The organism is Mesorhizobium sp. ISC25 (assembly GCF_042295465.1).
Lineage (GTDB): Bacteria > Pseudomonadota > Alphaproteobacteria > Rhizobiales > Rhizobiaceae > Mesorhizobium.
Map to the genome: position 1 here is coordinate 3,071,496 of NZ_CP135441.1, position 12,997 is coordinate 3,084,492.

Genomic DNA, 12,997 nt, shown 5'->3' on the forward strand with positions numbered 1-12,997 from the left:
GGTAAATCGCGCCGGCTTTGCTGTTAGATGAAACGGCTCAAAAAAGCCCGCGTGCGCGGGTGCCTGGGTTTGGCGAGAACCTCGTCCGGAGGCCCGGCCTCGATCACATTCCCGTCGTCCATGAACACCACCCGATCCGCCGCTTCGCGGGCGAAGCCGATCTCATGCGTGACCACGATCATGGTCAAGCCCTGCCTGGCGAGATCGCGCATGGTGGCGAGCACCTCGCCGACCAGCTCCGGATCGAGCGCCGACGTCGGCTCGTCGAAGAGCATCAATTTCGGGCGGACGGCGAGCGCACGGGCGATGGCGACGCGCTGCTGCTGGCCGCCTGAAAGCTGGCGCGGATAGGCGTCGATCTTGTCGGCAAGACCGACACGGGTCAGCAGTTCGCGGGCGTAGCCGATCGCCTCCTTGCGGTTCTCCCGATGAACGCCGACCGGAGCCTCGATGACGTTCTGCAGGGTCGTCATGTGCGGATAGAGATTGAACTGCTGGAACACCATGCCGATCTTGCGCCGCTGCGCGGCGATCGCCCTGTCGGAGAGTTTGTCGAGGCGGCCGTCGTGCAACCGGTAACCGATCTGCTCGCCATCCACTTCGATCGACCCTTGGTCGATCGCCTCCAGATGATTGATGCATCGCAGGAAGGTCGACTTTCCGGAGCCGGACGGTCCGAGAATGACCACCACCTCGCCAGGCGCGACGTCCAGGTCGATGCCCTTCAGCACATCGAGCGGGCCGAAGGCCTTGTGAACGTTGCGCGCCCGAACCAGGGGCGTGTCATGCGCGCTCATTGGCAGCCTCCAGGGTGGCGGTCGCCGTCTTCTCGCGGGCGCCGCGGTCGCCGCGGCTGTAGTGGCGTTCGATCGCGCCCTGCGCGACGTTGAGAACCGAGGTGATCAGCAGGTACCAGAGCACTGCAACCATCAGCAGCGGAATGATTTCGAAGGTGCGGTTGTAGATCGACTGCACCGAGTAGAGCAGGTCGGCCATGGCGATGACGCTGACAAGCGACGTCGCCTTGATCATGCTGATCAGCTGATTGCCGGTCGGCGGGACGATCGACCGCATCGCCTGTGGGATGATGATGCGCCGTAAAGCCCGGGCGCGGGTCATGCCGAAGGCTTCAGCCGTTTCGGCCTGCCCCTTGTCCACCGACAACAATCCACCACGGATGATCTCGGCCATGTAGGCGGCCTCGTTCAGCGCCAGACCAAGAACCGCGGCCGTCAAAGGCGTGATCAGGTCGTTGGTGTTCCAACTGGCGAAGCCGATGGAAATGCGCGGAAACAGCGTCGAAAGGTTGTACCACAAAATCAGTTGCACCAGCAGCGGCGTTCCCCGGAAGAACCAGATGAACAGGCCGGAGAGGAAGGATGCCAGCCTGTCCTTCGACATGCGCGCAATGGCGAGCAGCAGGCCGAGCACGATACCCAGGATCATCGCCACGACCGTCAGGCCGAGCGTTACGGAAAGCCCCTGCATGACCGTGGGATCGAAGAAATACTGGGCGACCACCGGCCAGCCGAAATTCGGGTTGACCGCAACGATATAGGCGAAGCCGGCCGCCACGGCGACGGTGAACGCCCAGAGCGCCAGCCGGACAAGCGGAAACGGCCGGTGGGCTCGTTTGACGTCGCGCAGCGCGTCGTCGGGACGTCGCGGCAGTCCGGCCGCGTAGGCAGCGGTCGCGTCGGTCATGGCAGCCTCTACTGGCCCTGGTTGATGCCGGGCGCGTCGATCATGTTCTTCTCGAGGCCCCACTTCTTCATGACCGCGGCGTAGGTGCCGTTTTTCATCAGGATCTTGAACGCGTCGAGCAGCACACCGCCCAGCGGCGAGCCCTTCTTGACGACGGCACCTTGATAGATGTCCTTGAAGCCGTTGGCCTGGCCGACACCGGCGAGTTCCAGTTGGCCCTTCGCCTGCTCGACGAAATAGGTCAGCGGCGCCTGCGAGGAGAAGAATGCGTCGGAGCGCTTCGACCGGACGGCCAGTATCGAACTCGGCTGGTCGGTGAAAGATTGCACCTCGACGGCCGGCTTGCCGCCTTCGGTGCATTTCTGCGCCTGCTGCTTGATGACCTTTTCGGCCGAGCCGCCCGACATGACGGCGATGCGCTTGCCGCAAGCGGTGTCGAGGGAGGTAATGGCTTGCGGATTGCCCTTCTCGACGGCGAAGACGACGTATTCGCGCACCCAATCGATGAAGTCGTTGGATTTCTGCCGGTCGGGATAGTCGCCGACAGGCCCCATCGCGAACTGATAACGGCCGGCATTGATGCCGCTCAGCAAAGCCGGCAGGCCGGCGACCGAGGCGTGATCGACCTCGACCCCGAGCAGCTGGCCGATAGCGTCTGAAATATCCTTGGTCGCCCCCGTCAGTTCGGTGCCGGTGACGATCTCATAGGGCGGGAACGAACCGTTGTTGACGGCTGTGATCTTTCCCGCCGTGCGGATCTCTTCCGGCAGCCCGGCGCGCAAATCTTCGTTCACCGATTGCTTCTGGATATCCTGGGCAAAGCTGGCCTGCGCCAGCATGGTGACGAGCGAGGCGAATATGAAGCTGATTGTCCTCATGGCATTCTCCTTCGTGTTCTTCGTTGCACGTTGTCAGGCTGCGGTGGCCCGCGACCTGGCCTCGAAAGGAAACAAGGCTTCGGCGGAAATCGGTTCCGTCAGAATGCCCTGGGCATGTAGCTCGGTGACGAAATCCTCGATCATGCGCCGGTTGACCGGCAGGCCGCTGGCGTTCCAGGAGGCAGGCAGGTCGCGCCCCGCATGAAGCAGCTCCTCGAGGATCCAGGGCGAGGTGTCGGCATATTTTCGGCGCTTTGCCGTCCAGACGCGCTGGCTTTCGTCGATCAGCCTGGCGAGTTCCTGCGGCAGCCAGGGGTGCTCCCTGGCTATTGCGGCCTTGACGGCGACCAGATGCATGCCCGGGACATAACCGACCTCGGCAAAATAGGCGCGTTCAGCCGCGCGAAAATCGCGCAGCACTTGCCGGAAGCCGGAAGCCGGGCCGAAAAAGCCGTCCGGCATGAAGGGCGTGAAAACGGCGTCGAGCTCTCCTTGTGCCAGCAGTTCCATCATCGGGCGTTCGCCCGGTGCCGCTTCGATACGACCCGGCATGCCGAATCCGTCGAGGCGGTCGGCGACCGGGTGCTCGGCTGTCAGCCTGCCGGCAAACCAGTAGGCGTCCTCGACGCCGACACCTTCCCGACGAAGCGCCGCGCGCGTCCATGTGTTGCCGGAATCGCGCCAGCCGGTCACGCCGATGCGTTTGCCGGCAAGGTCGGCGAGCCGCTCCAGCGGGCTGGTCTCGACCGTTATGATGCAGCGATGGCGAAAGCCGCGCATGATGAAGCACGGTAGTCCAACCACCGTATCCCGGCCCGAAGCCATGGCCGACACATAACGGCTGAATGAGACCTCCGCCGCATCGTAGTTCGGATCGGTGCCGAGATCCGCGATCAGCGTAGCGACGCGGTCAACCTTCACCGACAGGCGGCTCGACGTGACGTCACCCAGCATCAAAGGGGTGAGATAGTCCCAATCGCGGGTGGCTATAGTGATGGAGACGGGCATCGGCATGAACTTCAAAGCTACGTTTGACCGGCGATTGGTAAATGTTTATTTTTTGCCGATCAAATGTTATTATGTTACTGAACATTCAAACTGACAGTTGTCGATTCGATGGATTTCGATGCAGGATGGTTCGCTGAACGCCTTGGCGACAGCACGACGCGCGGCATCGCGCGCGAGACCAGTGCGCTGATCAGAAGCGGCGCGCTGCCTGTCGGCGCGAAACTTCCGCCGGTGCGCGATCTTGCCTATGTGCTCGGCGTCAGCCCGGCGACGGTCTCGCAGGCGTGGAGCGAGCTGCGGCGCTACAAGATCATCGGCGGCCGTGGGCGCAACGGCACCTGGATCATGGGCAACCGCTTTGCCGCCCGGCCCGAGCGCCACATGAGCGGCGGCAATTACGGTGCGGACATTCTGAACCTGGCGATCGCGGAGCCCGATGTGAAGCTCTTGCCGCCGCTCGACATCGCGCTGGCGCATGGTGCGCGCGCCGAAAAGCTCAACAGCTACGAGCGGGTGCGCATCCTGCCCGAGCTGGAGGCCGCGGTGCGCCCGTCATGGCCGTACGATCCCGGCGCGTTCCTGGCCACCAATGGCGGCTACAACGCCATCTACACCTTGCTGCATGCGCTGGTTCCGCCGGGGGCGCCGGTGGCTATCGAGAACCCGACGGCGCTTCGCCTGCTCGACATCCTCGAGGATCTCGATGTGCCGATCATCCCGGTGGACTGCGACAGTGAAGGTCCCTTGCCGGATGCACTTGCCAACGCTCTGCGGCAGCGGCCCGTCGCGTTCCTGTTCCAGCCGCGCGTCCATTCGGTGACCGGCGCCTGCATGTCGTCGGCGCGGCTGGAAGTCATCGGCGACCTGCTCGCCGGCACCGACGTGCTGATTGTCGAAGACGACGGCGTCGGCGATATTGCCTCGGCGCCGCGCATTTCGCTTGGCCGGCGTTTTCCCGATCGCGTCATCCATATCCTGTCCTATTCCAAAACCCATGGCCCGGACCTGCGGCTCGCCGTGCTGTCCGGATCGGCGACAATCGTCGAGCAGATCCAGTCCTACCGCAGCTTCAGCTCGGGATGGACCAGCCGTATCCTGCAGGCGGCCACCGCCTGGCTGCTGCAAGACCCGGCCACGGCTGCCCTAATCGAACGGGCCAAGGACGTGTATCGCCGCCGCCGCGAACGGCTCGCCGGCGAACTGGGCAAACGCAATGTCGCGATCGACGCCGGACACGGTCTCAGCGTCCTCATTCCGGTTGCTTCGGAACCTTACGCGATGGTCACGCTGGCCGCACACGGCATCGCGGTCCATGCCGGGGCGAAGTTTTCGACAGGAAAAACGAACGCCGTCCGCGTCGCGACCAGTATCTTGGACGAGGAGCACCTCGAGCACGTCGCAAATTCCCTGGCGCTGGCAGCCGACCCCGCGCGCGAGGTTAACTGAAGGCCGGTCAATCTATTGGCGCTAGGCTGGCTGAGCACATCGAATTCGTGCCTCTCGACTTTTTTTTGTAATTCAGACGTTAATGCTCTTGCCGGATACCAGACCAGTAGAGCCATCTATATCTTTTCACGCAGGGGGTGATCAAAAATGTCTAGGCTTAATGTATTCGTAGCATGCCCATACAAAATTTTTCCACTCGATGATTACAAGGCGACATTCACCTCTGTATCAAAGGCCTACTCTGTCAACTTCAAATTCGCCGACGAACAGATAACAAGTGACCACATACTTCACAAGATTACCGAGTATATCAGAAATTCTGATATTTCGTTGTTTGACATAACGGAATGGAATCCTAACGTCGCCCTCGAGCTTGGTATAGCGATTGGGCTGTCTAAGAGATATTTTATCCTATTGAATCCAAAGCTTGATCAAAACCAGGATGTCCCTTCGGATATTAAAGGAATAGATCGTGTTCAGTACTTATCTAATTCTGAGCTTGAGGCAAAGCTCATAATTTTGATCAGGCAAGAGGCACCACTGCTTACAGGTCGGTCGGACTCTGCTTTTGATACACTTAAGATACGGATCAATGACGCGCTTAAAAATATGCCAGGCCTCAATTTGGCTAAACTGGCGTTGGCGACGTCAGAAGACAAAACACTGGTCCAATCAACCATTCGTGCTATGGCAACAGCGGGCGAGTTGAAAACAAAAGGAAATAAAAAAGGTATGACATATTACACAGCAGACACAGATCTTCGCAAATTTAAGAAAAAGCGGTGACCTTGGACGGCTCCTTCTGAACTGGCATAGCTGCGCCGGCCTTCGTCTTCAGCCCTACTCCGCCGCGACGCCCTTCACTTCGAGATAGCTCTCCATCGAATCGTCCATCGCCTGCAGCCAGGGCGTATGGTGCAGCGGCGCCATCGTGCCGGTCATCAGCGAGCGATAGGAATGGTCGCGGAAGCCCATAATGTCTTCCGCCTTGTGGTGCTCCCATTCCATGAAGGTCTGATTGACGGCCTCGACGTCGAAGCCGGGATAATCGGTCTGCTCCATCAGCTCCCTGGTGTAGTCACCCTGGAACCAGATCATCTGCTCGGCGTCTTCCAGCGTTTCCTCGCGTGCCCGCCACTTTTTGCCGTGCTCGGCCATCGCTTCGGCCGAGTGCAGCTTGATGCGGCCCATGATGACGTCGCGGGCGAACCAGGCCTGCGCGTCGAACATGTTGAAGGTGTAGAACTGGTCCTGCATGCCGATATAGGACAGCTTCGGGTTCTTCTCCCAGACGACGCCCTCGTAGAGCCCGTCCGGCCACATGCGGTTGGCGGTCTTCAGCTTCAAATCCTCGGTGAGGAACGGGAAGGAATGGAGGTAGCCGGTGCACAGGATGATGGCGTCGACGTCTTTAGTGCTGCCGTCCTTGAAATGCGCGGTCTTGCCGACGACCTTCTGCAGCAGCGGCACTTCCTTCCAGTTCTCCGGCCATTTGAAACCCATCGGCTTCGAGCGATAGCTGGAGGTGATCGATCTGGCGCCGTATTTGTAGCATTGCGAGCCGATGTCCTCGGCCGAATAGGAGCGGCCGATGATCAAAATGTCCTTGCCTTTGAATTCCATGGCGTCGCGGAAATCGTGGCTGTGCAGGATACGGCCGTTGAAGGTCGAAAAGCCCTCGAAATAGGGAACGTTGGGCACGGAGAAATGCCCCGAAGCGACGACGACATTGTCGAACTCTTCCGAATAGGTGACGTCGTTGGTGCGGTCATGCGCGGTGACCGTGAATTTTTTTGTCGTTTCGGAAAAGGTGACCATGCGCACCGGGCTGTTGAAGCGCACCCATTGGCGCACGCCGGATTTTTCGACGCGGCCCTTGATGTAGTCCCACAGCACGGCGCGTGGCGGATAGGAGCCGATCGGCCGGCCGAAATGCTCCTCGAAGGTGTAGTCGGCGAATTCGAGGCATTCCTTCGGCCCGTTCGACCAGAGATAGCGGTACATCGACCCATGCACCGGGTCGCCGTGCTCGTCGAGGCCGGTGCGCCAGGTGTAATTCCACAGGCCGCCCCAGTCGGACTGCTTTTCGAAGCAGACGATTTCGGGAATGTCGGCGCCCTTGTCGGCAGCCGACTTGAAGGCCCGGAGCTGGGCCATGCCGGACGGCCCGGCTCCGATGACGGCAACACGATCTTTCATTGCGGGCCTCCCGATCTCATTTCCCTAACGAAACAAATTTCACTGACAGGACAGTAATTGCCCCTTCGATGCTGTCAACAGGCCTTGTCGCGAAACCCTCGTTTCATCAAGCCGGATTTCCAAGCGACGCAGTAGTTCGGGCGAAATCCGGACATTGCGCAATTCGACACGGGTGGCTTGCCGTGGCAGTTGCGCTTCTGTATCGGCACCGAATATGTTCACCGTGAGTGAAATGAATCGGCAAGGTCCGGGGTGGCGACATGGCGAAAAAAGCATCCAGTCTAAAGCCTGCTGCAGCCGCCGCGGGCAAAGCCAAGCCGTCGGTTGCTGTAATCGATCCGCGCAAGATACGCGCGCCGCTCACCCAGAACCCGCACGCCATTCGCGACACCCGCGAAAAAGTCCTGGAAGTCGCGATCGGCCGCGAGGTGCGGGCCTTCCGCAAGAAGCTTGGCATTACGGTGGCCGATCTGGCTGCCGCCACCGACATTTCGCTTGGCATGCTGTCGAAGATCGAGAACGGCATCACCTCGCCGTCGCTGACAACTTTGCAGGCGCTGTCACGGGCGCTCGGCGTCCCTGTCACCGCTTTCTTCCGCCGCTTCGAAGAAGAGCGCAGCGCCGTCTTCGTCAAGGCCGGCGAAGGCCTCGACGTCGAGCGCCGCGGCACGCGCGCCGGCCACCAGTACAATCTGCTCGGCCATATCGGCTCCAACACCAGCGGCGTCGTCGTCGAACCCTATCTGATCACGCTGACCGAGGATTCCGACGTGTTCCCGACCTTCCAGCACGAGGGCATGGAGTTCCTCTATATGCTCGAAGGCGAAGTGGTTTACCGGCACGGCAGCAATCTCTACCCGATGAAGCCCGGCGACAGCCTGTTCTTCGACGCCGACGCGCCGCACGGACCGGAAGTGCTGAGCGTTCTGCCGATGCGCTATCTCTCGATCATCTGCTACCCGCAGAGCGCAGGGTGAGAGCTCGATCTCCCCCCTCGTGGGGGAGATCGGCAGCTTCGGCGACGGCAGCAGTCAATCCGGCCCAAACCCCGGCGACGTCGCACTGCCGTCATCCAACTTCGACAGCCACTCGACCAGCGTCGGCCGATAGCGCGTCAGGCCTTTGTAATTGGCGAGTTCCTCGGGCAGGTCGCGGATCACGCGATGCAGGCGCCGTGCCCATTTCGGCTGCGTCACCAGCTCGTCCATCTTGATCAGGTAGCAGCGGATCGGGAAGACGATCGCGTTCGAGCGCGGCAGCCGCCAGAAGCTCTGCAGCTCAACGCGCAGATGCACTTTTTCGCCGACATTTTCCGGCGTCACCGTGGCGCGGTCCGAGCCCCATTTGTGGTAATTTTCCGGGCTGGTGTCGAGGCGCGGATTGATGGTCATCGTCCAGTTCAGCCGGCGCGCCGGCTTGCCCTGCTGAATGTTGGTGAGGAACTTCAGCGCCCGGACGAATATCCCCTTCTCATGCGCCAGCGGCACCGGCGCGTGCCATTCGAAGAAGTTCATGCCGATGTCGAAATCGAGCGACCAGTCGGCCTGGGTGGTGACCATGCCGGCATCCATCCACAGATTGCCGTCGCGCTGGTCGAGGATGCAGAAATCGCCCTGGCTCTGGCGGGTGATATATTCCATCGGCCCATAGGGCAGCGTCGAGACGTCACCGAAGGTGAAGCTGTCGTCGATGCCGAGCGGCCGGTTGATCCAGCGCCAGCGGTCGCCGTCGCGCGTCAGCGTGAAATGCTCGGGATAGCCCAGCGCCTGCTGCTCCATCAAAAGCTCGAGCAGATCCCAGCCGGCCAGCGTCATGTGCGGCAGCGACTGGCAGCGCAGCGGGTCTTCGGCCAGCACCAACGCGCGGTCCCGCATTTCGGCGACATAGTGCTCGTCGACGTCGATCAAATTCTCCAGCACGCTGCCCTTCGGCCCGACGACATGCGGCTCGATATTGACCGCATACATGTAGCTGTCTTCATGGAACGGGAAAGGAAACCGCCTGATGTGCTCCGGGCTGTTCCTGAAGGTGAAGTCGTCGCGGAACGTTTCCTTGCGAAAGGTGATGCCCAAGCTCGCCTCCTATCTTTCCAGCACCAGCGACCGACCCTCGAAGCGCGACACGCAGGGCATGATCTTGCAGCCCGAACGGTGGTCTTCCTCGCTCAGCCAATGGTCGTTGTGGATGAATTTGCCGTCATGCGAAATGACGTTGGTCTCGCACTGGCCGCAGACGCCGCCACGGCAGAGATAGGGCGGATCGACGCCGGCCGCCTCGATTGCCTCGAGCAGGCTCTGCTGCTCGTCGACACGGATTGTCTTGCCGCTGAGCGCCAGCGTCACGTCGAAAGGCGCGCCGGGTTGCGGTGCCGCGAAATGCTCGAAATGCACGGTCTCGGGAGGCCAGCCGAGGGCGGCAGCACGCTCGCGCACCCAGCCGATCATGCCGGACGGGCCGCAGACATAGAGATGGGTGCCGAGCGGCTGCGACGACAGCAGCCGGTCGAGATCGACGCGCTCGTCGCGGTCATCGTGATAGAGCCTGACCCGGCGATCGTAGCGCTCTCTCAGCAGGTCGGCATAGGTGCCGAGCGAGGCGGTGCGGCAGGTGTAGTGCAACTCGAAATTGCCGCCTTCCGCCGCCAGCTGCGCGGTCTGCGCCATGAACGGGGTGATGCCGATGCCGCCGGCCAGCATCAAGTGCTTCCTGGCGCGCAGATCGAGCGAGAACAGGTTGACGGGATAGCTGACCACCATCTCCGTGCCCGGCCTGACCTTCCTGTGCATGAACAGCGAGCCGCCGCGGCCGGCGTCGTCGCGGCGAACCGAGATGGTGTATTCGCGGGTGTCGAGCGGCGAGCCCATCAGCGAATAGGGATTGAGCCTGGTGCGTTCGCCATCGCGCATCTCGACGACGACATGGGCGCCGCCGGAAAAAGTTGGCAAAAGCTGGCCGTCGCGCCTGCGGAAATGAAAACGCGTCACCAGCTCGTTGACCGGAACGACATCGCTGACGACGACATCGAGCTTGGTGGTGCCGGTGCTCATCGAAAGACCTCCTCCGTTGGAGGAATTTCGCTGCGGTCCTCGGCATTGATGCAGACGCCCTGGAACGCGGCGAGGCGTCGCGAATAGTGATCGCGCACCAGAAGCAGCAGGCCGCAATGCGAACAGGTCGCCGGCTGCGTCGTCACGTTCTCGGTGATGCCCTTGCAGTGGACGCACTGCATGCGGCGCGCCAGCGAGCCGCGATGCTCAGTCTGGATCGAGGTGTGGTCGATGCCGGCTTCTAGCGCCGCCTGCATGGCCTGGCCGATCAGGCCTTCGGTGCCGGCAAGGTAGAGCCTGAGCCCCATATGGGCGTTGGCCAGCGTCTGCTTCAGCCGCGGCAGGGCGCTGGCGAAGGAATGGCCGAGGTAGAACTGCGCCGGCTTCAGTGCTTCGAGCGCATCGGCATATTTACCGTCGCGGGCGGGAATGAAGATGATGTGGGCGCCGCCGAAGAAATCCGCCGGTGCCTTGGCGGCCAGATCGGCAATCGCCAGCGCTCCCTCTCCATCCGCTATGAAAAGATGATGCTTGCCGGGCTGCGGAGACAGGGTCCCATAGACCGGCCGGCTGATGATGCTTTTCGCTGCCATACCCGCAGTATGCCTCAGCCTTTCGCCGTGCGCTTGGTCTTCTTCGGATCATCGAAGGGAAGCGGCTCGGCGGTTGCGCTGATGGCGCCGCTCTTGTTGCGGATCTCGAGCCTGGTGCCCTGCACCGCGCAGTCGACGTCGAGCCGGGCGATGCCCATCGATTTTTTGACCAGCGGCGAATACATGGCGCAGGTCACCACGCCGACTTTCTTGCCGCCGCGGTAGACCGGCGCGCCCTCGTCGGCCGGCTCCTTGCCTTCGAGCAGCACGCCGTAGATCTTGAAACGCTCCTTGCCCTTGAGGCGGTAGTGTTCCTCGGCGCCGCGAAAGCCCGTCTTGCCGGGGCTGACTGTGAAGTCGAGGCCGAGCTCCCACAGCGTGTCGCCGGGGCCTTCATTCTCGAACGGGTATTTCTGCGAATTGTCGTAGGGATAAAACAGGAGGTAGCTCTCGACGCGCAGCATGTCGAGCGTGGTGAAGCGGCACGGGATGATGCCGGCGCTCTTGCCCTCGTCGAGGATCCTGTCCCAGATCGTGCCGGCGTCCTGGCCACGGCAGAAGATCTCGTAGCCGCGCTCGCCGGTATAGCCGGTGCGCGAGATCATCACCGGGAAGCCGAACAGCTGCTTCTGCATGTGGTGGAAATAGTTGAGGTCGCGAATGCCGGGCACATGCTTTGCCAGGTAATCCACGGCTAGCGGCCCCTGCAGCGAAAGGTCGTGCAGATTGTCATCGAAGCGCAGCGACACGTCGCGACCGACCGAAGCGCGCTGCAGCTCTTCATGGCCGGTGCCCGAGCCATGCACGACCATCCAGGAATTCGGGCCGGTGCGGTAGAGGATGCAGTCATCGGTGAACTTGCCGGCCTCGTTCAGCATGCAGGCATAGGCCGACTTGCCGGGATAGATCTTTTCGACGTCGCGCGTCGTCGCCAGGTCGATCAGGTGCGAGGCGTGCGGCCCGGTGATGTGGACCTTCTTCAAGCCGGACACGTCCATCAGGCCGGCCTTGGTGCGGATGGCGATGTACTCTTCGTCGGCGTCCTTGTCGTAGGTCCAGGCGGTGCCCATGCCGCTCCAGTCCTCGAGCTTCGAGCCGAGCGCGCGATGGCGGTCCGCAAGCGTCGAAAATCTCCAGGATGCCGTCATCCGCTGGTCCTCCGTTCGAAAGAACTTTTTGCTTTCCCCTGCTCCCTGCACAGTGGCGGGAGCGTTGCCCGAATATTGATCGCAAACGCCGGGAGCCTGCAATACCCGTAAGCAAATAATTTCATTGTCAGGCAAATCCGGCGGACCAAACAAACAGTTAACGCTGCGTAAAATCGTCTTGACAATTCCAGAATTCGGCCGGATTTTATGAAAAAAATTTCACTCTCTTGAAAGAGGGCAATGGCCGGCCAATCCGGACCGGGCGTTGAAAAAGGGGAAAGCCGATGTCCGACCTGCAACAGCGCGTCGAAGCGTTGTACCGTTCCGACGTGCGTGGATCCATGCTCCTGATCGTCTGCCTGTGGGCGACGATCCTCTTTGTCCTGTTCATGACATGGCCGTACATCCCCGACGCCGGCATCAAGCTCGTCGTCGCGGTCGCCGCCGGCGCCGTGCTGATCTTCAACACGGCCGCGATCCTGGCGATGGTCAACCACTACAAGGAAGACAAGGACTTCATCTACGGCCTCGACATCAAGAATGCCGACGCCTACCGCAACCGCAAGTCCTGAGGGGGAGACGCATGGCCCGCTATACACCGCCCGAACAGAGCAAGGCCGGACAGGTCTTCGATATCGCCGTCGTCGTGGTCGCGATTTTCGTCGCGCTGTGGCTGCCGCTGAAACTGGGGCTGGCAGGGGCGGCAAAATCCATCGACGCGCTCGACGCCAAGACGTGGGAAGCGCTCGGACAGAACCCGACCATGGCCTCGATCTGGGAAAAGCTCGGCTACACGCCGGAAACCGCGCACGACATCATTCAGAACCGGTTCCACTACATCATCGACTGGCCGACGTTGATCATCATGGCCGCGGTGCTGATCGGCTATTTCATTTTTCTGTTCCGCGCATCGGACCGCGAATACCGCGACGTCATCAACGAAAAATTCGACGACAAATAAATCAGGGAAGCAT

Annotated in this window: 14 protein-coding genes; 5 read left to right on the forward strand and 9 right to left on the reverse strand. The window is 61.4% G+C overall.

Translation table 11 applies throughout. The features are described 5' to 3' along the window. Nucleotides 1-23: 23 nt before the first annotated feature. From RQ479_RS15380 to RQ479_RS15395, 4 genes are all read right to left on the reverse strand, one after another. A complete protein-coding gene (locus RQ479_RS15380; RefSeq protein WP_376705722.1) occupies nucleotides 24-797 on the reverse strand; it encodes an amino acid ABC transporter ATP-binding protein in 774 nt (257 codons plus the stop codon). Continuing rightward, nucleotides 784-1,704: an amino acid ABC transporter permease gene (locus RQ479_RS15385; RefSeq protein WP_292653887.1), complete on the reverse strand. Its 921-nt coding sequence runs from the start codon at nucleotides 1,702-1,704 to the stop codon at nucleotides 784-786. Before RQ479_RS15385 ends, RQ479_RS15380 begins: the two co-directional genes overlap by 14 nt. Nucleotides 1,705-1,712: 8 nt before the next feature. Next, nucleotides 1,713-2,543: an ABC transporter substrate-binding protein gene (locus tag RQ479_RS15390; protein ID WP_376705951.1), complete on the reverse strand. Its 831-nt coding sequence runs from the start codon at nucleotides 2,541-2,543 to the stop codon at nucleotides 1,713-1,715. 72 nt (nucleotides 2,544-2,615) lie between these two features. After that, nucleotides 2,616-3,590: a nitrate ABC transporter substrate-binding protein gene (locus RQ479_RS15395; protein ID WP_376705723.1), complete on the reverse strand. Its 975-nt coding sequence runs from the start codon at nucleotides 3,588-3,590 to the stop codon at nucleotides 2,616-2,618. Between the two features lie 108 nt (nucleotides 3,591-3,698). Between RQ479_RS15395 and RQ479_RS15400 the strand changes: the two genes are divergently transcribed. Next, complete coding sequence (locus RQ479_RS15400; protein WP_376705724.1) at nucleotides 3,699-5,036, forward strand: PLP-dependent aminotransferase family protein; 1,338 nt, start codon at nucleotides 3,699-3,701, stop codon at nucleotides 5,034-5,036. 330 nt (nucleotides 5,037-5,366) lie between these two features. After that, nucleotides 5,367-5,822: a hypothetical protein gene (locus tag RQ479_RS15405; RefSeq protein WP_376705725.1), complete on the forward strand. Its 456-nt coding sequence runs from the start codon at nucleotides 5,367-5,369 to the stop codon at nucleotides 5,820-5,822. Nucleotides 5,823-5,876: 54 nt separating this feature from the next. Here the strand turns inward: RQ479_RS15405 and RQ479_RS15410 are convergent, their stop codons facing one another. Beyond that, complete coding sequence (locus tag RQ479_RS15410) at nucleotides 5,877-7,235, reverse strand: NAD(P)/FAD-dependent oxidoreductase (protein WP_352466080.1); 1,359 nt, start codon at nucleotides 7,233-7,235, stop codon at nucleotides 5,877-5,879. Nucleotides 7,236-7,495: 260 nt separating this feature from the next. Here RQ479_RS15410 and RQ479_RS15415 point away from each other — a divergent pair, with 260 nt between their 5' ends. Continuing rightward, complete coding sequence (locus tag RQ479_RS15415) at nucleotides 7,496-8,212, forward strand: XRE family transcriptional regulator (RefSeq protein ID WP_352717928.1); 717 nt, start codon at nucleotides 7,496-7,498, stop codon at nucleotides 8,210-8,212. A 54-nt stretch (nucleotides 8,213-8,266) separates the two neighbouring features. Here the strand turns inward: RQ479_RS15415 and RQ479_RS15420 are convergent, their stop codons facing one another. The 4 genes from RQ479_RS15420 to RQ479_RS15435 are packed head-to-tail and all read right to left on the reverse strand — an operon-like array spanning nucleotide 8,267 to nucleotide 12,023. Continuing rightward, nucleotides 8,267-9,307, reverse strand: a complete 1,041-nt coding sequence (locus tag RQ479_RS15420; protein ID WP_376705726.1) for a DUF3445 domain-containing protein — start codon at nucleotides 9,305-9,307, stop codon at nucleotides 8,267-8,269. Nucleotides 9,308-9,316: 9 nt separating this feature from the next. Next, the gene (locus RQ479_RS15425) at nucleotides 9,317-10,282 is read right to left on the reverse strand and encodes a PDR/VanB family oxidoreductase (RefSeq protein ID WP_376705727.1); all 966 of its coding nucleotides are present in this window, start codon (nucleotides 10,280-10,282) and stop codon (nucleotides 9,317-9,319) included. Then, nucleotides 10,279-10,875 (reverse strand): dimethylamine monooxygenase subunit DmmA family protein, encoded by a 597-nt coding sequence (locus RQ479_RS15430; protein ID WP_376705728.1) that lies wholly within the window; start codon nucleotides 10,873-10,875, stop codon nucleotides 10,279-10,281. The genes RQ479_RS15425 and RQ479_RS15430 overlap by 4 nt, the downstream gene beginning before the upstream one ends. 14 nt (nucleotides 10,876-10,889) lie before the next feature. Continuing rightward, complete coding sequence (locus RQ479_RS15435; protein ID WP_376705729.1) at nucleotides 10,890-12,023, reverse strand: aminomethyltransferase family protein; 1,134 nt, start codon at nucleotides 12,021-12,023, stop codon at nucleotides 10,890-10,892. A 284-nt stretch (nucleotides 12,024-12,307) separates the two neighbouring features. On the opposite strand from RQ479_RS15435, the gene RQ479_RS15440 reads away from it, so the two are divergent. Together RQ479_RS15440 and RQ479_RS15445 are read left to right on the forward strand one after the other, a co-directional pair. After that, entirely contained in the window at nucleotides 12,308-12,595 is a 288-nt protein-coding gene (locus RQ479_RS15440; protein WP_292653877.1) for a hypothetical protein, read from the forward strand. A gap of 11 nt (nucleotides 12,596-12,606) precedes the next feature. Further along, nucleotides 12,607-12,984: a hypothetical protein gene (locus tag RQ479_RS15445; RefSeq protein WP_023716770.1), complete on the forward strand. Its 378-nt coding sequence runs from the start codon at nucleotides 12,607-12,609 to the stop codon at nucleotides 12,982-12,984. The last annotated feature ends 13 nt before the right edge of the window (nucleotides 12,985-12,997 follow it).